Source organism: Vibrio inusitatus (assembly GCA_024346935.1).
Lineage (GTDB): Bacteria > Pseudomonadota > Gammaproteobacteria > Enterobacterales > Vibrionaceae > Vibrio > Vibrio inusitatus.
In genome coordinates, this window is the sequence record AP024879.1 from 949,858 (window position 1) to 974,767 (window position 24,910).

The following is a 24,910-nucleotide window of genomic DNA, read 5'->3' on the forward strand; positions in this document are numbered from 1 at the left end:
GCCACTCTTAACTCTCAAGTCATCTGCTGTCATTTAATTAAAAGAGACGGCAGATGACTTGAAACATAAATGTTTTTCGGACGACAAGGGAACGGTTGTAGAGGTTTGTTTAGACCTTGTTGATCAAGTCAACCTGAAAGTAGATCTCTTCCATAACTCACCCTTATCGTTTCTAGCAGACATTCCTTGCCCTATGACTTTGCTCATAAGTTAATTTTCCTATTAATAGTTGTAGTCATTCTTATTTTTTCTAGGGCAAGTGACTAAACATTGCGGTGCAATGAGCTTGACTTCAAGCTCAAGGCTTTGGAATTCTCTGGCGAAATAGTTAGAACTACCACTCGTTTCCATCACCACTGTTACTGGTTCAATATTTGAAAAGAACTTAAGCACAGCGCTACGCTTCATCTGCTTTTTCTTAGTGATTTTTCCATGTGATGTAAGAGATACTGCATAAAAAACATTCTTGACAATATCTAATCCAATCGTCATGGTTTCCATGTGACTACCCTTATTCAGATGATTATTTGTTCATTCTCATCTTGGCGCATTGTGACGCCGTTTCAATGAGTCGATCCATTTCATTATATTCGAGGTCTCTTATCGGGCATCTACTTAACTCAATAATCAAAATAAATACTACTCACAAACCCCTACGTCACAAGTATCTATACTTGCAATATCTCCCGCTCTAATTTAAAGTTGCATTTAAATTACACCTTTAAGGCTTTGGCTATGCTAAACATCACAGATAAAGCACAAGAAGAAGCAATTACTCCGTTGCTTCGACTTGGCTTTCGCCCTTTTTTCTTACTTGGCGCTCTGTATGCGTTTATTGCCATTCCAGTGTGGATATACGCTTTTCAAAACGGGCAGCCAGAAGCATTAAGCGCGCCTGCCCTATGGTGGCATGCCCATGAAATGTTGTTTGGTTTTGCTATGGCTATCGTTGCAGGCTTTGTGCTCACTGCTGTACAAAATTGGACTGGAGTTAACGGTACGAAAAGTACTCGACTCGGCATCATAGTGGCGCTTTGGTTCGCTCCTCGTATTCTATTTTGGACACCCGCACCTTTCTGGCTTATTTCTGTGATTGAGAGCTTATTCTTGTTAGCAGTTGCCTACGAGGTAGGTACTCGAGTCTTTAAGTCTAAAGGCTGGAGAAATCTATTCTTTGTTCCTTTGTTCGCTCTAGCTATCTTCGCCAACTTTGCCAGTTACGCCACGATTACTGGTGTTGCACCCTTTACTTCAAGTGCAGTATGGCAAGCGATGCTTTGGTGGTTCATGCTGCTGCTATCGGTTATGGGCGGACGAGTGATTCCGTTCTTCACCTCTCGTAAATTTAACTTTGATAAACCTCAGCCACTATTATGGGTAGAAGTTGCGGGAAATCTTCCGCTTGTTTTGCTTTTCATCTTAAGCTTTTTCCCACTCACTCTAAGTGAATTGGAAACACCGCTATTTATCTGGGCGGGAGTATTTCAATTGGTGAAAGTATTGAGGTGGAAACCATGGAAGACCATCAGTGAACCCTTAGTCTGGGCTCTACACGCTTCTTATGCCTGTATTCCTGCATACCTATTGCTCAAAGGACTAACAACCAATGCATGGCTTGCACACACCTCTTTGCACTTGTTTGCTATCGGTGCTCTTTCAGGGCTTATCTTAGCCATGATAACTCGCGTCACCATGGGACATACTGGCCGAAATATTTATCAGGGTCCTAGAATGGGTGTCGCATTTGCCGCATTGATACTCTCTGCTTTAGTCAGAAGCGTTGGCGTTGGCTTATATCCAGAATACACTATGCAACTGCTCGACGTTGCGACCGTGTTATGGATGATTAGCTTTGGTTTATACTTGTTTAAGTTTGCTAAAATGCTAGTAACGCCAAGGGCTGATGGACACCCTGGGTAGACGCTCTGCTTAATTATTCCAGGACCTAAATAATCATCTCTTAAACACATTTAACGGAGTCTTTAAATAGGAGACTCCGTCACTGTCTGGTTTAGGAAAGCGCCCACCACGAATATTAATCTGCACGGCAGGTAAAATTAAAGCCGGCATGGCCAACGTTACATCACGCTCATTTCGCATCGCTACAAACTCGGATTTAGCACTCCCTTCATGCACATGGATGTTACTCTTTCTCTGCTCTGCAACTGTCGTCTTATATAAGCATTCTCGCCCGTTTGGGCCATAGTCATGACACATATACAGCTCAGTGTCGGAAGGTAGTTCAAGTAACTTCTGTATTGAGGTGAACAATAACTCAGCATCGCCACCAGGAAAGTCACAACGCGCCGTACCCATATCGGGCATAAAGATAGTGTCTCCGACAAATGCAACCGCTTCGTTGACCACATAAGTAACGCATGATGGTGTATGCCCCGGTGTGTGCATAACCCGAATATTCGATTCTCCCAATGGAATCATCTCACCATCTGCCAGAAGACGATTAAATTGACGGCCATCTGTGGAAAATTCTTCTTCTAAACCAAACATCTGCTTGAACACCAACTGGACTACCGTCACTTCTTTCCCTGTCGCTATTGCCGCTCCCAAACGATCTCTTAGATAACTGGCAGCGCTTAAATGATCGGCATGAACATGTGTCTCTAAAATCCACTGCACTAGTAAGTTTTCTTGTTCAGCATATTTCAGGATATCATCAGCGAAGTGCGTTGAAGTTACCCCTGCAGCAGCGTCGTAATCAAGTACAGAGTCAATAATCGCACTCGATCTTGTCGCATTATCAGTGACAAGATAGCTATAAGTATTTGAACTATCGTGGAAAAAGCTTTTGATAGTGACTTGATTCATTACGTTCGCCTTCACATTAACAAATGCTAATCAAAGACTAGGAGCCTACTTGTTATTTCGCAAAGATCTAATTAATAACGTTTAGGAATAACGAGGAATACTAGATAAACAATACAGAGGAAATAGAAACAAGTGCCACAGCAAAGCTAGGACACTTGTAAGGAAGTGTGGGATTGACTAGCGGCGCGCGAGTTCAACAAAGTTTTGTTTAACCTGATCGCTCTTCATAATACGACCATGGCCAAGACCTTTGGTGGAAACTAAGGTGACTTTTTCCATCTCACCTGCAGCGCGCTTTGATACATCAAAACTGGTAAAGCGATCACCTTCATCATGCACAATAACCGTTGCATGCGCTCGAAGTTTCAGTTTTCCATAAGGGTCAATGGTATGGATAGGGTAATGATACTCACTGCTCACCTCTTCGACGACTTCCTCAAACAGCTTCATCGAATAACCAGAACGCTTAACACTGCCAAACAAGTTTTCTAGGTATTCAAGCACTGGCGCTATTAACAACAACGGACAATCTACCGCCTTTTGATGTTTACACTCGACGGTAGAGGCTGTACCCATACTGTGAGCAATGATCCCATCAACTTCATCGACACTGTCCAAGATTGCCTCTAAACCCTGCACAAAAGCGGGAATATGGCCATAAGCACCCCCACTAGTACCGTGGGCAGGCTGATCGTAAGCAAGGGCCGTAAAGCCAGATTGAGCCATAAACTCCATTAGAGGAAAAAACTGGTTGGCAGTGCCTGACCACCCATGATTGAGTACCCACAATGGTCCTGAACCTAATGTATAAGTAGTTAAGTCACCATGTGCAGATTTAACCACACCCTTTACTAAACCTTTAGGCTCTGGGTTCTTAGGTTTACTGCGAACAGGAGTGAGCAACAGTTGTCGAGCAATTTTACGCGCATGCTTAGGTGCAATTTTATGGTGCACACGAGTACCCACATTCACCAAAGATCGGCGTAGATTGAATTTCTTAGAAGTGTTGAAGTAGATCTTATCGCTCATGTTCGTCCGTGATTCGCAACTGTAGAGCCGTTACTCTAACATAGGCGGCAGGAGCAAAGTCAACTAACGAGAAGCTTGTTTTATCCACTAATCTTTTTGCCGTAAGTCACGCGCGAGTATTAGTGCTAAACCAAAAATCTGCAAAAACAGCGCAATATTCTTGTAGCGACTAATTTGCATATCGTTTAGTGAGGTCATTTCTAACAAAGAAATGTTATTGAGGTAATACTTATCAATGAGATCACGTTGCTGATTTTGTTCTTGCTCTAGCATCAGTGACAAGGTTTGTAGGTTATTTATAGAAAGCTCTGGCACAGGTTTACCTGTCCACACCTCTATCTGCTTTGCCAGTTCAGAATTTACCGCTAAGTTACTGTCATTGTGGCCAAGCACCACCAGCAGTGTTTCTTTTTTTCTTTCTAGGTTTTCAACGCGGTTCCAAGCCAGCTGTATTGAACGTAAATTATTGTTTTGCCCCTCATAGAGGCTGGCATTTTTTCGTGCTAAGTCATCCAATATTTGGCTAGAGATCACTATCGCCATGACGTTAAGGAGCAGACCTAAAAAAACCAGCAACCATGCCGGTGGCCAATCAAATTTCATTCCTCTCCTCCTTAAGAACAATCATCCCATCATTAAGAAAATGCCTGTACTACATTCAGCGTTGCAAGCAGTCCAATAACCCCAAACGTGCTCAGCATACCAAAAACCCGCCCTTTCATTTTTTGGTTCAATACAGCAAATCCGTGAGATAACCGCCCTACCACTAACAATGTCCCCAAGATGTGAATAGACCACTCTGGTGCGCCATTTAACTCGGCGAGCATCAATAACAATAGTCCAATAGGAATATATTCGGTGGCATTACTGTGAGCACCGCGTGCAATAGTCAAATCATCAATCTGTCCATCGGCGTGAGATACACGGTGCTTGCGACGCTGTTTAATCACTTGAACCGACAGATAACAGATCCAAACGGCCAAGATAGCTGCATACAAAGAGGTGATCATAAGACTCCATTCTCAAAACATTAGTTAGTGTGATCTTAGAAGATTTAAACGCTTTCTTCCGAAAAAAGAAAGCCCGGCGATTTGCCGGGCTTAATTTTGGTAATTCTATATAACGTTAAGGTTACTTAACTTTCTTATAGAAAACTGTCGATAGCGGCGGTAGAACCATGTGCAAAGATTGTTCCAATCCTTGGCTCTCCACTTTTTCTGTTGATAGCGTGCTTGGGATTCCAATATTCGCGCCATTGTATTGAGCATCATCGGTATTCAATAGCAGCTCATATTCTGACTCGTTTGGTACGCCTAAGCGGAAATCGTGATGAGGTACTGGCGTAAAGTTAGATACAACCAATACACGCTCGCCATTTTCATCCATACGCTCATGCGCAAGAACGCTTGCTTCAGCTTCATCTTGCAAACGCCACTCAAAACCACGTGGATCGTAATCAAGATCATGAAGCGCTGACTCTTGCTTGTACAACTTGTTCAGGTCGCGAGTTAGGTTCAGTACGCCTTGATGACGCTCATAATCCAATAGGAACCATTGAAGTTGATCATCGTGGTTCCACTCAGCCGTTTGGCCAAACTCTGCGCCCATGAAGTTAAGCTTCTTACCCGGCTGTGCATACATGTAACCCATGTAAGCACGTAGATTAGCGGTTTTTTGCCACTCATCACCTGGCATCTTATCGTGAATCGCACCCTTACCGTACACCACTTCATCGTGAGATAAAGACAGCACGTAGTTTTCACTGTGTGCATACATCAACGGGAATGTGATGGTGTTATGGTGGTATTTACGGTGGATAGGATCTTGCTGAATGTAAGACAAACTGTCGTGCATCCAACCCATGTTCCACTTAAAGCCAAAGCCTAAACCGCCCAAGAATGTTGGTGCAGATACGCCAGGGAATGCCGTAGATTCTTCCGCAATTGTCATTGCGTTCGGGAAGTGTTTGTACACTTCTTCGTTCATCCACTTCAGGGTCGCGATCGCATCGTAGTTCTCGTTACCACCGTCTTGGTTCGGGATCCATTGGTCATGGCTGCGTGAGTAATCTAAGTACAACATTGAAGCAACGGCATCCACACGAATACCATCAATATGGTAATGCTCAAACCAGAACAGTGCATTAGATACCATGAATCGACGAACATGCTCACGACCTAGGTCATAGATGAACGAGTTCCAATCTTGGTGCCAGCCACGACGTGGGTCTGGATCGTGGTACAAAGGCGTACCATCAAAGTTAGCCAAGCCATGATCATCTGATGGGAAGTGCGCTGGAACCCAGTCAAGCACAACGCCAAGACCGGCTTGGTGACACTGATCCACAAAGAATTTGAAGTCATCAGGCGAGCCAAAACGGCTTGTCGGTGCAAACAGACCAATTGGCTGGTAACCCCAAGAGCCGTAGAATGGATGCTCAGAAATAGGCATAAGCTCTACGTGAGAGTACCCAAGATCCACAAGGTATGGGATCAGCTCTGCTGCAAGTTCACGATAATTTAAAAATTCACCTTCTGCATTGCGCTTCCAAGAACCTGCATGAAGTTCATAGAATGCTAGTGCTTCTTTGCGCTTTTCCGTTACCGGACGAGTTTGCCATGCACTATCTTGCCATTGGTATTTGTTCTGATCGTAAGTCACAGAAGCAAAAGAGGGATATTGCTCGTGCTGGAAGCCCCACGGGTCTTGCTTGTGTGGCAAGCTTTCGCCATGTGGTCCTTTTAACTCGTATTTGTATTGAGAGCCTTCGACCAATTCAGGAATAAACAAGCCCCAAATACCGTAATCAAGGCGCTGCATTGGATGACGGCGACCATCCCAGTCGTTGAAGTTACCAATGATGCTTACCGCTTGCGCATGGGGTGCATAAACAAGGAAGCGAGTACCAGAGATCGTCTTACCGTCGCGCTCGAGAGTCACGAATTGTGAGCCCATATGCTTGTACATCTCTTTTGGAGCGTGCAAGTTTTCAAACTCTTCGTACAGTGAGTGGTACTGGTATGGGTCGTCAATGATTTGCTCAACGTCTCCCCAATGAACGGCCAGTTTGTAATGAGTAAAAGTGAGATCACGCTCTTCAGTCAGAACGAATGCATCCATTTCATCACGCACAAGTTCGATGCGCTTCTTACCAAGAATAACTTCTACACGGCTTGCGCCCGGCATCCAAACGGTAAGGTAACGACCTTTTTCTCTAACAAATGGGCCTAATACTGAAAACGGGTCAGTAAGTGCTGCCTGACTCAACTTTTGATAAGCAGTTTTGAATTTGTCCTGAGGCTTCTCCACGCCCTATCTCCTTTGATAATTAATTCTTATTTATAATTTTTATCAGTGAAAGCACCCTGCCCTCACCCTAGCCATATTTCTTACGTTAGCGGTCTATTGCCACTAAACTAATTGTTCAGATTAACATACTTATTTGACGGTATGTTGAAAGTCGTAATAGTGATGAAAAGCAACACTATCAGCTTGTCTCTAGATCACTAGTCAAGCTCTGCGGTATGCGTCATTCTCGAGTGTTTTTATCGGGAATCTGTTTCTACTCAACACAATCGAAAGGTCCCCGATAAAAACCTACGGGGACGACGATGTATTTGGTATAAGTTTTCAATGCTTACTAAGAGCCTAACCGCCGATTTAATCTAACTTTTATATAAAGCTCAGGCTACCAGCCTATCCCTTATTCATAAATCAAGCTCTGCCGTATACGTCATTCCCGAGTGTTTTTATCGGGAATCTGTTTCTGCTTGACGCAATCGAAAGGTCCCCGATAAAAACCTTCGGGGACGACGATCTGTTTGGCATAAGTTTTCAATGCTCACCAAAAACCTAACCGTCGATTTAATCTATCATGTGTATAAAAGCCATGCTATCAGCCTGTCTCTTGGTCACAAATTAAGCTCTGCAGTATGCGTCATTCCCGAGTGTTTTTATCGGGAATCTGTTTCTGCTCAATGCAATCGAAAGGTCCCCGATAAAAACCTTCGGGGACGACGATGTGTTTGGCATAAGTTTTCATTGCTTACCAAGAACCTAACAGCCGATTTAACCTAACTTGTGTATAAAAGTCTGGCTATCAGCTATCAGCTATCAGCTATCAGCTATCAGCTATCAGCTATCAGCTATCAGCTATCAGCTATCAGCTATCAGCTAGAATATAAAAACAGCCTCATGCGAGAAAGCAACGCTTATACAGCACGTTAGTACGCATGCTTGATACAAAAACAAAAATGCCCGCTGAAGCGCGGGCATTTCAGTTCGCGGTGAACTGTAACAAAATTACGAAAATGAAAGTTTGAGCCATGCCTAGTTTTTAGGCATCAAACCCTCAATTGTCATTTTTTGGAAGCTTGATCACGAACTTCTGTTAAACGTTTTGCTATGTGATTGACTTCTTCACGACCAAACATATCTTCAAGGTTCACAGACAGTTTACGACGCCAGTTCGGGTATTCTTCAACTGTACCAGGGATGTTCACTGGTTTTTCCATTTCTAACCAATCTTCTAACTGTACGCTAAGTAGAGCAGAAGAACCGGCTGCGACATGAAGTTGAAGACCTTCAGCAAGGTAGCGATCCATAGGAACCCACTCTGCGTTCTCACCAATACCCGTTGCCAAGAACTGTGGGTTATTTTCACGAATTGTGTTCAAAATACCCTGCTTGCACTCTAGGCGGTCATCAAATAGACCGGCAAGTTGCTCTTCATTTGGATACAAGCCTAGCTCTGCGCCTAGTTTAAGGTCATCACAGTGCCAGAAACCGCGTAGCGTTGGCATGTCATGAGTACATAACGCTGACATAGACTGCTCTGCGTAATCCGTTGGCTGAATGAAGCTGCCATCTTCGTGATTTTCAAAGAAGAAAATCTTGTAAGAATGAACGCCTGCATCACGCAAAATATCAACGATTTCGTCCGGCACAGTACCTAAGTCTTCACCAATAACAGAACATTGGAAACGGTGAGATTCTAGAGCAAGAATGGCAAGCATATCCTGCACAGGGTAGTACATGTACGCACCCTTAGTCGCATTCTCTCCTTTTGGAATCCACCAAAGGCGTAGAAGACCTAATACGTGGTCGATACGCAATGCGCCACAGTGTTTCATATTCGCACGCAATAGCTTAACAAATGCATCGTAGCCTGTTGCTTGCAGCACTTCAGGGTTAAGCGGTGGCAAACCCCAGTTTTGACCAAGTGGACCCAGTACATCCGGCGGAGCACCGATACTTGCATCTAAAATCAGGTTGCCGTCATCAGCCCATGTTTCAGAGCCAGAATCCGCAACACCTACAGCAAGGTCACGATACAGACCAAGGGTCATCCCCTTCTCTTCTGCTAATGCTTGAGCTTCGTTGATCTGTGTATCTGCAATCCACTGCAGGTACATGTACAGTTCAACCAAGTCTTTATGATCTTTGATAAACTTCTGAGAACCTGCGCTATCAAAGCGGCGGTATTTCTCAGGGAATACAGGCCAACCCCACATGTGCTCATCGGCATCACGCAGTGTTTTGTGCATTGCATCGAACGCAGCTTGATGAAGCAGACTTTCACCACCTTCTTCAACAAAGCTCAAGAATGCTTGTGCACGCTCTGTGTTTTTATCTAGGTGACGAGACTTAAATTCAGTAAATAGAAGTGGCAATACCGCCATCTTCAAATCAGATACTTCGCTGTAGTTAACGTGTTGAATTTCACGCGCTTTTTGCAGGCGCTGTTGGAATTCTGTGCTACCTACTTTCTGCTGAGCTTCCACACTTAGTGCAAATTCCGGTACTGAACTCACATCAATGTACATGATGTTCAACCAGCGGCGAGAAGATGGGCTGTAAGGGCTAGCACCTTCTGGATTTGCTGGGAACAACGAGTGAATTGGGTTTAGACCCACGAAATCACCGCCACGAGCTGCGATATCACCCACTAGTTGTTTTAGATCGCCAAAGTCACCGATACCCCAGTTATGAGGAGTGCGTAGGGTATAAAGCTGAACGCTTGGACCCCACAGTTTTTTACCGTTTTCAATATCACTTTGTTTGAAGCACGCCTTAGGCGTAACGATCAGTGTCATCTCATAAGGCGCTTTACGACGCTTACGAGTCACGATCAGCTTGTGGTAACCCCACTTAATTTCAGCTGGCAATGCAAAGACTAGTGAGCCACCCTCTTTACGCTCATCTCTTACGATTTGAGACTGCAGGTAGCCTTCAAGAACCTCGCCTTGCTCTGTTTCTAAACGCCATGCAAACTCGCTTTCACGAGCGCTCACGCCTAGGTTTAGTTCCACTTCTACTGGCTCGTCATCACGAACCACCAGCACTGGCGCTAATACGTCTTTCTTGTGTTTTTTCTCAGCTGATTTAAGCAGTGCTTCGTCACTACTCGTATCATAACCGAGTGCTGCTAGTAAGCGTTCAATGGTTTCATCTTCAACGCTTGCTTGGTCTCCCCAAGCACTGACATAGCTATCGGCAATACGAGCCATTTCAGCGACTTTTTTTAGTGCGGATTGTTCTTTCATCGCTCTCTCCGAAGACGAAACACGCCTTCAAACAAAATAATATTTTTATAAAAAGCTGTTAGCTTTAAGCTGCAAGCTATCAGAGGTATCGTCATCCTAATGAAAATCAGGATCTTAGAAAGCACATTAATAAGTCCTGTACTTACTAAGGTCCTAGATATTTGCTATGCAAATTCCAGGATGACGACAGAGTGCAAGAGTGAGAATAATTTCCCACCCTTGCTATTTGATTAACGCTTAACTGGTTCTAGTTTCCAGATATTGTTCACGTAATCACGGATTGAACGGTCAGAACTGAACTTGCCCACTAGAGCCGTGTTCAAAATTGCTTTCTTCGCCCAACCAGCTTGGTCTTTGTACTGCTCGCCCATATCTTCGTGAGCTTTCACGTAAGATGCGAAATCAGCAAGACATAGGTACGGGTCGCCACCGTCTAGTAAGCTATCAAATGTTGCACGTAGCTTACCTGGTTCACCTGGAGTGAACTCTTCACCCAACAGAAGATCCATAGACGCTTTCAGTAGGTGGTCCGCATTGTAGTAGTCAAATGGGTTGTAACCACGAGCACGAGTCTCGTTCACACCGTCAACGTCTAGACCAAAGATGTAGATGTTCTCATCGCCTACTTCTTCGCGGATTTCAACGTTCGCGCCGTCCATTGTACCGATAGTGAGTGCGCCGTTAAGAGCCATCTTCATGTTACCGGTACCCGATGCTTCTTTACCTGCGGTAGAGATTTGCTCAGAAACGTCAGATGCAGGAATGATGATTTCTGCGAGGCTAACACGGTAGTCTGGCATGAATACCACTTTCAGCTTGTTGCCGATGCGAGAATCGTTGTTGATCTTCTCTGCAATTTTGTTGGTTGCGTAGATGATCTCTTTCGCTAGGTGGTAACCAGGAGCGGCTTTTGCTGCGAAGAACACTACGCGAGGCACCATATCAAACTCTGGATCGTTCAGTAGACGATGGTACAGAGACAAGATGTGTAGCAAGTTTAGATGCTGACGCTTGTACTCGTGCAGACGCTTGATTTGCACGTCAAAGATAGCATTGGTATCAAGTTCGATATCCATGTTCTCTTTAACCCACTCAGCAAGACGCTGTTTGTTCTCTTTCTTAACAGCCATGTATTCTTTCTGGAATGCTTTATCGTCCGCAAATTTAGCGATATCAGACAATTGATCCAAGTTAGCTGGCCATTGGTCACCAATCTTCTCTGTGATAAGAGCCGATAGACCTGGGTTACAGAATTTCAACCAACGACGTGGTGTCACACCGTTTGTTACGTTATGAAGACGCGTTGGGTAAAGCTCGTTGAACTCAGGGAATAGGTCTTTTTTAACCAATGCTGAGTGAAGTGCTGCTACGCCGTTAACTGCGTAAGAACCTACAACACATAGGTTTGCCATGCGAACCATGCGATGGAAACCTTCTTGGATGATAGAAAGCTTACGTTGCTTCTCTACATCGCCAGGCCACTTAGCACGAACTTCTACTAGGAATTCGTGGTTAATGCGGTAGATGATTTCCATATGACGAGGAAGTAGACGCTGGATAAGCGACTCAGACCAAGTCTCTAGTGCTTCAGGAAGCAATGTGTGGTTAGTGTAAGCAAACGTCTTCGTTGAGATAGACCAAGCTTTATCCCAACCAAAGCCTTTCTCATCAACAAGAATACGCATCAGTTCTGGGATAGCGACAGTTGGGTGCGTGTCGTTTAGCTGGATTGTTTCATACTTAGGAAGATCAACCAGTGCGTGACCTGCTGCTTCGTGGCGACGTAGAATATCGCGAATCGACGCTGCAGAGTGGAAGTACTGCTGCATTAGGCGCAGTGTCTTACCTTTTTCGTGGTTGTCGTTCGGGTATAGAACTTTAGTAATGTTGCCCGCATCGATTAGTGAGTGCTGAGCTTCAAAGTAATCGCCGTTGTTAAAGCTTTCTAGAGAGAAAGGTGCGATTGCTTGACATTCCCATAAGCGAAGTGGGTAAACCGTATTTGACTCGTAACCTACGATTGGCAAGTCCCAAGGCATTGCACGTACAGACATACCAGGAACCCAGCGACGTTTTTCTTCGCCATTTTCCATGTAAGTTTCAACATTACCGTAGAAACCAATCTCTTGAGCGATCTCAGGGCGTACTAGCTCCCATGGGTAGCCTTCAATGCCACGCCATGCATCAGGTGCTTCTTGTTGTGCACCGTCTTTAAATGATTGCTTGAATAGACCATATTCATAGTGCAGGCCGTAGCCCACTGTTGGGAATTCTTGAGCGGCACATGAATCCATGAAACATGCAGCTAAACGTCCAAGACCACCGTTACCAAGTGATGGGTCACGCTCTTCTTCTAGAAGATCAGTTAGGTTGAAACCAAGTTCACCCATTGCATCAGTCACTTGCTCGTAAAGACCCATGCTGATCAAGTTGTTGCCCGTTAAACGGCCAATAAGGAATTCTAGAGATAGGTAGTTAACGCTTTTTGCGTTTTTGATTTTCTCGTCTGATTCAGTTTGAAGTAGATCAAGGGTAGTGAATTCAGCTAGGGCTTGACCCATTGCTAGATACCATTGACGAGTAGATGCATTCTCTTCAGTCGTTGCGTAAGTCGCAGTAAGGTGTTTTTTGACGCTTGCTTGAAATTGTGTTTTGTCGAACTTTTTTTGTTGAGCTGGTTTCATAAAGGAACTCTCATCGTTTTAGTAATTTCTATCTGTAGTCATCATCCGTTAACGCTGACAATGCTTCATCCTCCCATCAAGGGGGAGTATTAGGAGGAGTATTTGGGGCGTAGGGGGGGAGAGAGAATTCAGTTGTTGAGCCAGATCCCACAATAAGGGGCTGACCCCATACAAGGCGAGACAATGATCACACTGACATGCAATCTCAAGCCTATAGAGTCACCAATAGTGTGAGCAAACAAATTATTGGTATTACAAAAAACGTGAAATCAGTCACGCGAAAAACCGGTACATTGAATGATTCCATCAGTAACCCTGTGCAAGACCAATCGAACGGACCTCTCAAAACCTAGGGATAGTCGATCTCCATCACAAATCTAAGGCGTAGAAAGCAGAAATAGAGGACACCCAAACTAATTCCGAGCAGGATCAGAGAAAAGAACGAATGTTCCCTCTAGAGATGCCCGATAAGAGCACTCGGGCATGACGACAAGTATGAATATCTCGCCTAGATGCTCTATTGAGAAATAAAACAATATCATTTCCAAGCGCTTTTACCGAGGAACTGAACAAACGTCATCCCCGAGAGCTTTTATCGGGGAACTAAACAAACGTCATTCCCGAGTGCTTTTATCGGGGAACTAAACAAACATCATCCCCAAGCGCTTTTATCGGGGAACTGAACAAACGTCATCCCCGAGTGCTTTTATCGGGGAACTAAATAAACGTCATCCCCGAGCGCTTTTATCGGGGAACTAAACAAACATCATTCCCAAGCGCTTTTATCGGGGAACTGAACAACGTCATCCCCGAACGCTTTTATCGGGGAACTAAACAAACGTCATCCCCGAGTGCTTTTATCGGGGAACTGAACAAACGTCATCCCCGAGCGCTTTTATCGGGGAACTAAACAACGTCATTCCCGAGTGCTTTTATCGGCGAACTGAACAACGTCATCCCCGAGTGCTTTTATCGGGGAACTAGCATTTAAAGAACAGGTAAGTAACCATGTGGATCCCATCAAAACTGACTCGCCCTGGACGCCTTCACAACGCTATCGTACGTCCTCGTGTTTTGGATTTACTCCAACAAGCCCCTTTCTATAAGTTAGTATTACTTCGCTCCCCAGCAGGTTATGGCAAGACCACAATGGCGGCACAATGGCTGTCCGACAAAGCCCACGTAGGTTGGTATAACCTAGACGAGAGTGATAACGACAGTTACCGCTTTATCAACTACTTCATTCAGGCGCTTAACAAAGCGACTGATAATGCCTGCACTAACTCGCAAGCTTTAATAGAAAAAAGGCAGTACTCGTCTGTATATACCTTGTTTGGTGAAATCTTTGGTGAGTTGACCAACAACGTACACGAAACCTATTTAGTACTAGATGATTATCACTTCATCAATAATGAAGAAATCCACGAGGCGATGCGCTTCTTTATCAAGCATATGCCAGATAATTTAACTGTAGTTGTCACTAGCCGCTCTAATCCACCACTAAGCACGGCTAACCTTCGTGTTCGAGATCTTATGATTGAGATAGACGATGATCTACTCGCCTTTGATAAGGAAGAGACCACGCGTTTCTTTAATATGCGCATGAAGGAAGAAATTGACGATACTACTGCCAACGATCTGCGCACTTATGCGGAAGGCTGGCCATCAGCCATGCAGTTGATCGCAGTACAAGCATTACAACAAAACAAACCTATTCAGCAAGCGCTGCAAAACATCAGCGAATTTAATCACACTCATTTGTGGGATTACCTTGTTGAGGAGGTCTTCGATTTCGTTGACCGTGACACCAAAGAATTTTTAATGCAGTGTTCAGTACTGGACAACTTTAGCGATCAGTTGATCATTGACGTCACTGGTCGTGAAGATGCCTTGAGTATGCTGGACAACCTTAACAAGTACGGTTTGTTCCTAAGCACATCTGCAAGTGAGAATGGCTGGTATCGCTTCCATAACCTATTCAGCGAGTTCCTTACTCATCAACGTTATACTCATCTACCACAACAAGAAGTCACACTGCAAACCGCGGCGGCTGAATCGTGGTTGAGACAAGACCGTCCTATCCAAGCACTTGTGCATGCACAACGCGCTAAAGACGCAGAATTGTGCGCAAACATCATGCAAGAACATGGTTGGAAGATGTTTAATAGTGGTGAATTAACGACACTAGAAAAAGCCATTGCAGAACTGGACACTGATCAACTGTATAAAACCGCAAAGCTACCGCTACTAAGAGCGTGGCTTGCGCAAAGCCAACATCGATTTAATACCGTTGGCGACCTGCTCGCTGAAGCAAAACTAGAACTTGATAAGCGAGACATTGCGCTATCAATGAAAGAGCAAGGCCAAGTAAGAGCACTAAGAGCTCAAGTGGCAATCAATCAGGGTAAGCCAGAAGAAGCGCTGCGACTAGCAGAGCTAGCTTTAAGTCAGATCGATAACAATGATTTTAGAAGTCGTATCGTTGGCACTTCTGTCATTGGCGAGGTGAACCATGTATTAGGTCGCCTTGACCGAGCGCTACCGATGATGCAACAAACAGAGAAGCTCGCTCGCCAATATCAAGTTTTCCACCATGTTCTATGGGCACTGATCCAACAAAGCGAGATTTTGATTGCACAAGGCTATATTCAAGCCGCCTACGAACTGCAAGACCAAGCGTTCAAAGTTATCGAAGAACACCACTTCCAACAGGTACCTTTGCATGAGCATCTGCTGAGAACACGCGCTCAAATTCAATGGTGCTGGAACCGTCTAGATGACGCAGAACTTTCTGCTTACAAAGGTATTGATGTACTGGCCAATCAGCCAAGTGGTCACCTTCACAGCTATTCAATGTTAGTGCGTGTAGCAATGGGCCGAGGAGAACTCGATAAAGCCGGCCGTTTTGTCAAAAACATTGAAGCGTTATTAGCAGAATCAAATTATCACATCGATTGGTCGGCAAATGCCTCATTCTCGCAAATCCAATACTGGCAAGCGGCGAAAGATATCACCGCAATCCATAACTGGTTAATTCAAACTGAAACACCAACGGATGCCACCAACCACTTTAATCAACTACAACTACGCAATATCGCTCGCGCACAAATTGCCTGCGACATGTTAGAAGAAGCCCAAGATACTGTTGCCTTCTTACAAGAGCAAGCAAACACCCACGGCTTAATCACCGACATCAACCGCAACCTAGTTGTAGAAACGGTCCTCAACATCAAACTAGACAACGAAATCACCGCCAGCGAAAAACTAAAAACCGCACTGAGCATGACTAACCAAACCGGTATGCTAGGTAATTTCATTGTCGATGGCGCAACAATCAATAAACTTCTAGAGAAACTGGTCAACAAAGGACACCTAGGCGACCTAGAACGACACCGAGCACTACAACTTCTAAAAGAAATCGGCAACAAACAACGCAGCCGCGCCGTGCACTTCGACGAAGAGTTCGTTAACCAATTAGTAAACCACCCCAACATCCCAGAACTGATTCGCACCAGTCCCCTCACCCAACGTGAATGGCAAGTACTCAATCTCATCTACTCAGGGTTTAGCAATGAACAGATTGCTCAGGAACTTGATGTGGCAGGCACTACGATCAAGACGCACATTCGTAATTTGTATCAGAAGCTGAATATTGCGAATAGAAAAGAAGCGATTGAGACTGCTGAGAATTTGTTGAGATTAATGGGATACTAATGTGGGAATTGACATAGGTTTAACATTAAATCTTTGTCTTTCCACAATAATCAGCAACCGCTATACTAACGTCTAAATACTGAATAGAGACCTTTCCGTTGTTTTCACTTTCTCTCTACATTGAACTCATCTTTACATTCTTCTTTTCGCTCACAGCTTTATTTTTTATGCGTAAATTCGCCCTAAATGTAGGCTTAGTTGACAAACCAAACGCGAGAAAGTTACACGTAGGTGCAGTGCCACTGGTGGGTGGTCTATCAATTTGCATCTCTATTCTTTATTTTCTTTTTAATCATCCAGATATCATTATACGTACCGACTTATATGCTGCCTCAATAGTGATATTGGTAGCAGTCGGGGCCCTCGACGACAAATATGACATTAATTTCAAATTACGATTCTTAGTTCAAGGCGCTCTTTCTATAGCGATGATGGGGCTAGGAAAGATCGAACTGTCTACTGCGGGAAATATAATAGGCACAGGCCCGATACTGCTGGGATGGATAGGCTATATTGTTACCGTATTTGCGGTAGTTGGAGCAATTAATGCTTTCAACATGGTAGACGGGATTGATGGTCTTTTAGGCGCTCTATCAAGTGTTACGTTTGGCGGTCTCGGATATCTAATGTACTACTACGGACAATATGATTTAGCATATCTATGCCTAGTACTCATAGTAATTATTTTCCCATATATTTTATTGAATCTAGGTGCGTTTGGTCGAAAAAGGCGTGTATTCATGGGTGATGCAGGAAGCATGCTTATAGGGTTTACAGTGATTTGGTTACTCCTCCTATCGAGTCAAGAAAATAGACCTCTAATGCGCCCTGTAACTGCATTATGGCTTATAGCAGTTCCTCTAATGGACATGGCGGCAATAATGATAAGACGAATCAGAAGAGGGGACTCCCCTTTCAAGCCAGATAGAGAGCACTTGCATCATATATTTCAGCGAATAGGATTCAGCTCCAGAGCCACATTGCTAATAATAACTACAATATCAACCATATACGCTATAGTGGGAATTATTGGCGAAATATATCAAGTTCCCGAGTACATCATGTTCTATACTTTCCTAGTCTGTTTCGCCGTTTACCTAATATCTTTAATGAGAATTTGGATAATTACCAAACAGTTAAAAGGATTAATAGATAAATTATCCCGCTGAATACCAGTGTATTCGTCGAAATAATTTATCACTGCAGAAATTGCTATTAATTTATCACATCATTATAAACTCGCAATGTCTCTAAAGACATATTATGTCTTGAAAAGTTATTTTCAAAATAATTTATTATTTCTTCTCGATCATAATGATGTTCAGCTACCTGTATAATCTTCTCAGCTAGATCTTCAGGACTGGACACTTTACTGATCTTACCAGTTATCTCGCTTGAATTAACCCAAGGAACACCTGAACCAGGAATATCACAACACACTATAGGTTTACCTTGACTCATGGCTTCTAACTGCACTACTCCAAACGCTTCAGCCTTATCAACAGATGGTAAAACAAATAAATCGCAGGCTTGATAGTAACTATTTAACTCTGATTCTGGTATTTTACCTACCAATTCAATTTTTCCTTCTAGACCTAGATTTTTTATTTCAGATTTATATGAATCTGTTAGTGGACCACCACCACCCAATAAAACAATGTAATCATCAGGCAAATATTGGCAAGATTTAATTAATACGTCGAATCCTTTGTAACCAACATGACGACCGAGTGCAAAAACCACTTTCTTATCTTTATATTTGTTTTTCAAGTTAGCTGTCACATCTAGGTTCTCATCGCGCATGTTTTTGTCTATTCCTATTGGAACGACATCAACCTTATTAACAAAGTTCCTCAGGTCCTTGCTCCCCTCTAAGTAAGGTAAGCTAGTTACGATAATTCTATTACTTTTAGATAGTAATAAATGCTGGAAAGGAAAATGAAGGATTTTTAACCATTTCTGTTTAACTATATCGCTGTGCCAATGCACCACAACTGAGCCTTTAGGAGGTAAAACAGCCAAACAGAAACAAGCTATGGGATTCGGTACATGTACATGAACTACGTCGTATTTGTTTCTCACCCTTATCCAATGGTATGGAAAACTCAATGAAACATCTGTACTTGCAAACTTAAAAATACTAGAGCTCTTTATTATATTTGTCTTGCAACTAACATCGATCTTTTCTGTTGTGTTAGTTTCAGAAAAAGCTAAGACATCTACCCGTTCTACCTCGAGTGATTTTGCTTGTTCCTCGACTAAGTCTTTAACAACGGTTTCGATTCCGCCCATAAAAGGGAAATACAACTTACTAACATGAAGAATTTTCATCATTCCCTCTGCCTTTTTTCGTTAACAAACGTGGATTTTTACATTTATAGTCAAAATCTATATGGTAAAGCTCATCAATAGATTTTTCTTTTAAATCCATAATTACTTTTTTACCAGAAGAAGCTACAACAAGCCCTGCCTTGATATGACCGGAAACAACACTTCCAGCTAGAATATTAACATTATACTCAACATGAGTGCCGGGATTTATCAATACTCTTGATGCAATATATACACCATCATCTATTTTAATTGAGTTTAACGATATGTATCTCTTCGACCCGTACTCTTGATGCAGAAACCCATGAGTCCAAAACTGAGAGTCACGCCCCCCAACGACACAATTTGAACCAAATACTATCGAACAAGAAACATCAAAATAATGCTTTGACGTAATCTTAGTAAAATCACCTAAATGAAAGAAAGACTTTTCGGGAATCACACTAGTGCCGCCATTTTTAATTTGGACAAAATTAGATATAACAGAACCCTCTTCCTGTGTTAAACAAAAATCTCCAGAAAAGACATTAAAATGGCCTATGTTTGTGTTTTTATGGACATTTATTTCAACCCCACTACCGTAATAACTAAAACTACCTAGCTTTGATTTTTCCCCGACTTTAATAAATTTGCCAAAAAATAGCAAAAATCCAATAGATGCGTCCTGTGCGACATCACAACCAAATAAACGCAATATCCAATTCTTAAATCTACAAGGAGGAACGATTAAAACTAGAATAAACAGAAAATACTTTTTTAAGATAGTCATTTCTTATGGTCTCTTGAAGTAGTTAATACGTGAGAGGAAATTACTATCACGAAAATAATGCCGAATTGTAGTAAACCTAAACCTGTATATAAAAAGTTCTCGATTGGTGAAAGAATAACCACAGAAGCAATTACTATATGTAAGCAACTATAATATCTTTGCTTAAAATATATTGATAAAAAAATCAATAATAAAGTATAAAATGAGATGCAAAAATAGAGTCCGAAATCAGAAATTAGTGAGTAGTTAAATGTTTTGTAAACTCCATATCTCGAGTCAATTTCTCTGATTTTTTCTTCATAGTCACACTTCAAAACAGGACAAAATTGGTTCTTCAATCTAAGTAAATTTGGATCCGAAAGGTTTAAATTTTGTGACTTCAAATAATGCGAAAACTCTCCCGTAGAGTGATATAAGTAATGAGATAAAAATATCGCAGCACTAACAATATCGGGTTTATCTACATCCAAAATATCCTGTCTAATTCCTACGACTTGAGTAGAAATAGTGTGTTTCAGGTGATTATTCCAATCCAGAGATTCTCCTTGTGAAGATTTATTCTGAGTCGTTATCATGAATACAGGAATAAACAATAAAACGAATACACAAATTCTTTTTGCTGAAGTTTTTATACTGTTACTTGAAAAAGAAATCAGCATCGCTATAAGAAGTATATAAACAGGTATCATTCTCATAGAGAGAAAAAGTAGATCGACTATCAGAAGAGATATTGATAATACATAAAATATTAAGTTAAACTTGTACTTAATACCGCAAATAATAATCAATATGAAAGCAGGATAGAAAAATATCGATAAAAAGCTATACCAACCACCTCCTGATAGAGATTCCATGTTTCTAACAGCATACACACTACCTGTATCTATTAATGCTTTTATATACGCTGATCTACTAGTCAATTTTCCAATCAGACCAATACACCAAAAAATAATAATAATATTTATGTCAGGCAGTTTAATATTTACATTTCGCTGCATGAAAAAAAATGAAATTATTAACACTGGAGCGTAACATAATAACAAAACGATCAAATCGGTTAAGTCTATATCAACTATAACCAATGCATGAAACAAGCTAACTAGAAAAAAAGATAATGATATTATCATCGTTCCTCTAGCTAGATTTATTTTAGAAATGTGTTCCGATTTTTCATATAACTTTATTTTCATTCGTAAAATCTACTATAGCATTAACGACCAATTTTGCATTATTAGTCAAATCTATATCCTGAATGAATTGACAATAGTATTGGTCCACAACACCTACAGGCATTGATTTAGATAAATTTTCAAGTGACTTATTCTTTATTTCAGCATCTTGAGGATTAATGTTTACAATGTCTTGTAAATCCAAATCATGGCTAAAATAGAAAACATTTGGAAATGATGCATACCAAGCGGTACCAAAATATACTACTGGTTTATTACAATTTACTGCTTCCCAACCTACAGTTCCATTAATCGTAGCGACAAAGCGAGAAATATCAATTAACTTTGAAGACTGAATATCTTCACTAACGAAAAGGAGATTCTCAATTGAAGCAATTCGGTTAAACCAATTGTTACCTCGATACCTTGATTTTTGTTTTGGATTTTCTTTAACTAATATCTTATAATCATCTGGAAGAAAACGGGATAATTCCTCTAGAGCAAGTAATTGATCATCATAATTTTTACCTAAAGATGACGTTGTCAGTTCAGGTTGTAGATGTAAAGGAAAATATACATAGTTATTATCATTATTTAGATCATCAAATTTAGCTTTGAAAAGACTTTGAAATCTTTTGTTATAATGATAGTCATTAAAAATTTCAATAGCTTTTAATAAGCGATGATTAAGCGTTCCTTTGTGATTCAAAACTTTAAATAATTTATTTAGCCTGACTGCAGCCTTTTTTATACGAACAAGTATAATTTCACTTATAGAAGAAAACCCCTTAACACCTTTCATATATGTTAAACCTTGATTTTTGTAATCATCTAAGGTCACTACTGGATAATTAGAGTTCGCATTAATTGAGCCTAAACTCTCAAGCTTATCCATAATATAAAATCTATTGGTAAATATAGATTGGTGTGTGATAACAACATCAATATTCAGTTTGTTTGCTATCTTTTCAATTACTAGATCTACACCTTCATGAGGAATATTTGCAAAGTATACTAGCTCTATATCTTTAGTTATTAAATATTCTAAAAAATAGTTTTGGTATAGAATAAACTCATTTTTCATTTCTGGTAAGTTGTTATAAAAACTACCACGCCTTGATAAATGTTGAAGAAATTCCAAAAAGACTTCGTTCGATAATAGCGATTTATGTGGTGAGCTAAGTTGAACACATGCAGTGCCAAGTAACATCTGTGAATAGTTATCGATAGTGTGTACACTATAACCTCTATGAGAAAACTCATCTTTGATGAAACTACCAAGTTCATTTCCATGACCTATAACCAGTATATTTTTCATCTTCTACAAACAACCTCTCTAAAGAAAATAATAGTATTCACTACCATGTACACAACAAATATAAACGAAAGTGATAGCGACACCACTATCACAATATCCCTATTAGGAAGATACACCTTACAGACATAAGCGACAATCATCGATAAGAACATGAGGAACACCCTTACAAATAAGACTTCCTTATCTAATCTCATTGAATATATCACTTGATGAGACATCATAGCAAAAGTGAAGCTAATTGCTAGAACTAATATATAATGTAGATAGTTTATATTATCAATATACTCTTGATTATCAATCCAATTAAGCAGGTATGGTGAAACAACATATAAAGATAAAGCCATAATTAAACTAAATGATAACGTTTTGAAGACTAATTCTTTGACACTATTTAAAAATTTTTTGGTATTGTTGTTTGCATAACTTCTAGTTAGATCTCTCAAAGAAAATGGGAATACTGTAGCAGCAATAAAACTCTGAATCGACATACCCATTCCGATGAATAGTACATATGAAGCTAAGGCTTCTTTAGTTCCAAATTTCCCAATTATTACACGATCAAATGAAAGTGCTAACTTAATAAATAATGCTGACAGTATGTAAATAACTGCGATTTTCATCCCTTTTATATACCAACTTCTCGGAGGTACGTTTACTTTAAAGAAAGACATTGATAAATCTAAATACTTAATTCCAATAATAATGGATAGTAATGCAGTGAAAATCCAAATTGAGTAAATCCAAAAGAGATCTTTAAAATCATCTGATATCACCATTAATAATAAAGATAAGGTAGGCCACAGTCCAGACCGTACAAAAAACACAAAAGTAGATTTATCTATCTTATTCAAAGCAATTAAAAACCTTCCTATATCCTGAGAAATAAGCTCCAAAAATGTCACTAATAACAGTAACACAACTATTTCATAACTCAGTTCGAGATCATTTGACCAAAATGACATAAACACAAGAACAAATATAGCGAAAATAGCAAGAACAAGCTTGACGTGTCCTTTAATTAAACTCATAAACATATCGGGATAGTTTATTATTTCTCTTTGCGTATAAGTATAGAATTCGAATCCACACAAAAAAACAAATAGCGCTAAGTATCCATTGAACAAACCATAATTTGCCACATCTAAGATACTTAGGTTTTTTGCAACAAATATTATAAAAATCATCTTTATGAATAATGAATAGCCACGTAAGATATAATTTTTCATTTAATAAGGTTTCTGACTATCTATAACAAGATTAAACGCAAATACTATACGGTCTAAGTTACTTTCCTTTAACACCTCTGGTGCATGAATAATATCCCCTATTTTACCGACATAACTAGTTGATATTAATTCTTGCATTAGTTTACGTTTATCAATTTCAGTAGTTGATGACTGATGTTCAATATCATCAACAGTGGGTATTCTATAATTATTTGTAAATTTATTAGTTAAAGGGAAAACGGGGCTATAACAGACTTTGTTAGAAAGAATTGCTTCTATATTAATAGTTCCCGTTGGAGAAAAAAATGTATTGAAATAAGGGAATATATCATCCATTTTGATATCATGACTTAAAGCGACAACATTTGTATTAGATCGAATGGTATCTACTAAATCTTGATTAACTTCATACTTTGATTTTGGATTAGGTTTTATGTAAACTATTTTGTTCTGTTTAGCTAATTTATCAATCAATTCAGCTTGATTATTATAACCATTACCCCAAACATCTAAATTTGATTCTGGTTGAAGTTGAAGTGGATACAATATAGCGTATTTATCTATATCACCTATTTTTTTTACAGCAATATTTTCATATTTTTCTCTAAAGATTGTCTTCTCTTTATCCTTAGCTATCTTAACTGATATCTTGGGTGTGTTATACTTCTCTTTAAACCATAATATAGATAAAATATTATATAAAGTATTTTTTAAAAGCCTGAATCGTTTATTAATTTGAGTTAATTTATTGCCAACTAACATATAGTCTGGAGCTACATTTCTAGTTGTAATTTGTTCAATTGTTTCTTTTACTTTATTTTCAGACCATGTTTCTCCAGAACCCATAAATGGATTTAGAGTATCATGTTTGTAAAAACAAAATCTACCAGCAGGATAGCGACAAGTTGTAGGATGGAGATAAAGAAGATTTTTAGCTAATGCCTGTTTTGCTAATAGTATCTCATGAAAAAGTGTTACTTCACCGAAAATAACTGATGGCTTTATACTATCAAGAAGTGATGATAGTTTTTCATCATAATATTTATAGTGAGCCGTATCTTGATTATAGATATAGCTATGCCGATCAATATTTTCTAACCAATCATATTCGTTGGTATGAACCATATCATCATCTTTAGGTATTTCTAGATAATGAACAACCCCAGTATTAGGAGAAAATAGAGGATTTTGAACAATCCAATGGATTTCTATTTTTGAACTATCTAACCGGTTAGCTATTGCTTCCCATAAAGGCGTTTTAAATTTATTCTCGACGAATATTATTTTAATCATTATATG

Annotated in this window: 17 protein-coding genes; 3 read left to right on the forward strand and 14 right to left on the reverse strand. The window is 40.5% G+C overall.

Annotated elements, in window-relative coordinates; translation table 11 throughout:
• Nucleotides 1–222 precede the first annotated feature (222 nt).
• Nucleotides 223–501, reverse strand: a complete 279-nt coding sequence (locus OCU48_RS17265; RefSeq protein ID WP_244312258.1) for a hypothetical protein — start codon at nt 499–501, stop codon at nt 223–225.
• 234 nt (nt 502–735) lie between these two features.
• Here OCU48_RS17265 and OCU48_RS17270 point away from each other — a divergent pair, with 234 nt between their 5' ends.
• On the forward strand, nt 736–1,920 hold the full coding sequence (locus OCU48_RS17270; RefSeq protein WP_141345027.1) for an NnrS family protein: 1,185 nt from the start codon (nt 736–738) through the stop codon (nt 1,918–1,920).
• A 33-nt stretch (nt 1,921–1,953) separates the two neighbouring features.
• Here the strand turns inward: OCU48_RS17270 and OCU48_RS17275 are convergent, their stop codons facing one another.
• From OCU48_RS17275 to OCU48_RS17305, 7 genes are all read right to left on the reverse strand, one after another.
• Nucleotides 1,954–2,826 carry an MBL fold metallo-hydrolase gene (locus OCU48_RS17275; protein WP_141345026.1) on the reverse strand — a complete coding sequence of 291 codons (873 nt, stop codon included), beginning with the start codon at nt 2,824–2,826 and terminating at the stop codon, nt 1,954–1,956.
• A gap of 177 nt (nt 2,827–3,003) precedes the next feature.
• The gene (locus tag OCU48_RS17280; protein ID WP_141345025.1) at nt 3,004–3,855 is read right to left on the reverse strand and encodes an alpha/beta hydrolase; all 852 of its coding nucleotides are present in this window, start codon (nt 3,853–3,855) and stop codon (nt 3,004–3,006) included.
• Nucleotides 3,856–3,942: 87 nt separating this feature from the next.
• Entirely contained in the window at nt 3,943–4,458 is a 516-nt protein-coding gene (locus tag OCU48_RS17285; protein ID WP_141345024.1) for a hypothetical protein, read from the reverse strand.
• Between the two features lie 32 nt (nt 4,459–4,490).
• Nucleotides 4,491–4,865 carry an MAPEG family protein gene (locus OCU48_RS17290; RefSeq protein ID WP_141345023.1) on the reverse strand — a complete coding sequence of 125 codons (375 nt, stop codon included), beginning with the start codon at nt 4,863–4,865 and terminating at the stop codon, nt 4,491–4,493.
• Nucleotides 4,866–4,986: 121 nt separating this feature from the next.
• Nucleotides 4,987–7,164, reverse strand: a complete 2,178-nt coding sequence (gene glgB, locus OCU48_RS17295; protein WP_141345022.1) for a 1,4-alpha-glucan branching protein GlgB — start codon at nt 7,162–7,164, stop codon at nt 4,987–4,989.
• A 1,049-nt stretch (nt 7,165–8,213) separates the two neighbouring features.
• A complete protein-coding gene (malQ, locus tag OCU48_RS17300; RefSeq protein ID WP_141345021.1) occupies nt 8,214–10,400 on the reverse strand; it encodes a 4-alpha-glucanotransferase in 2,187 nt (728 codons plus the stop codon).
• Nucleotides 10,401–10,630: 230 nt separating this feature from the next.
• Entirely contained in the window at nt 10,631–13,084 is a 2,454-nt protein-coding gene (locus OCU48_RS17305; protein ID WP_141345020.1) for a glycogen/starch/alpha-glucan phosphorylase, read from the reverse strand.
• 1,008 nt (nt 13,085–14,092) lie between these two features.
• Between OCU48_RS17305 and malT the strand changes: the two genes are divergently transcribed.
• Nucleotides 14,093–16,798 (forward strand): HTH-type transcriptional regulator MalT, encoded by a 2,706-nt coding sequence (gene malT, locus OCU48_RS17310; protein ID WP_141346743.1) that lies wholly within the window; start codon nt 14,093–14,095, stop codon nt 16,796–16,798.
• A gap of 167 nt (nt 16,799–16,965) precedes the next feature.
• A complete protein-coding gene (gene wecA, locus OCU48_RS17315) occupies nt 16,966–17,967 on the forward strand; it encodes a UDP-N-acetylglucosamine--undecaprenyl-phosphate N-acetylglucosaminephosphotransferase (RefSeq protein WP_244312367.1) in 1,002 nt (333 codons plus the stop codon).
• A 46-nt stretch (nt 17,968–18,013) separates the two neighbouring features.
• On the opposite strand, the gene OCU48_RS17320 is transcribed toward wecA, so the two are convergent.
• The 6 genes from OCU48_RS17320 to OCU48_RS17345 are packed head-to-tail and all read right to left on the reverse strand — an operon-like array spanning nt 18,014 to nt 24,904.
• Nucleotides 18,014–19,132, reverse strand: a complete 1,119-nt coding sequence (locus tag OCU48_RS17320) for a glycosyltransferase (protein ID WP_141346745.1) — start codon at nt 19,130–19,132, stop codon at nt 18,014–18,016.
• A complete protein-coding gene (locus tag OCU48_RS17325; RefSeq protein WP_141346746.1) occupies nt 19,110–19,898 on the reverse strand; it encodes an acyltransferase in 789 nt (262 codons plus the stop codon). Before OCU48_RS17325 ends, OCU48_RS17320 begins: the two co-directional genes overlap by 23 nt.
• Nucleotides 19,895–21,088: a hypothetical protein gene (locus OCU48_RS17330; protein WP_141346747.1), complete on the reverse strand. Its 1,194-nt coding sequence runs from the start codon at nt 21,086–21,088 to the stop codon at nt 19,895–19,897. Before OCU48_RS17330 ends, OCU48_RS17325 begins: the two co-directional genes overlap by 4 nt.
• Entirely contained in the window at nt 21,069–22,385 is a 1,317-nt protein-coding gene (locus OCU48_RS17335; protein WP_141346748.1) for a capsular polysaccharide export protein, LipB/KpsS family, read from the reverse strand. The genes OCU48_RS17330 and OCU48_RS17335 overlap by 20 nt, the downstream gene beginning before the upstream one ends.
• Nucleotides 22,382–23,611 (reverse strand): MATE family efflux transporter, encoded by a 1,230-nt coding sequence (locus OCU48_RS17340; protein WP_141346749.1) that lies wholly within the window; start codon nt 23,609–23,611, stop codon nt 22,382–22,384. Before OCU48_RS17340 ends, OCU48_RS17335 begins: the two co-directional genes overlap by 4 nt.
• The gene (locus OCU48_RS17345; RefSeq protein WP_141346750.1) at nt 23,612–24,904 is read right to left on the reverse strand and encodes a hypothetical protein; all 1,293 of its coding nucleotides are present in this window, start codon (nt 24,902–24,904) and stop codon (nt 23,612–23,614) included. It lies immediately after the preceding gene.
• Between the last annotated feature and the right edge of the window lie 6 nt (nt 24,905–24,910).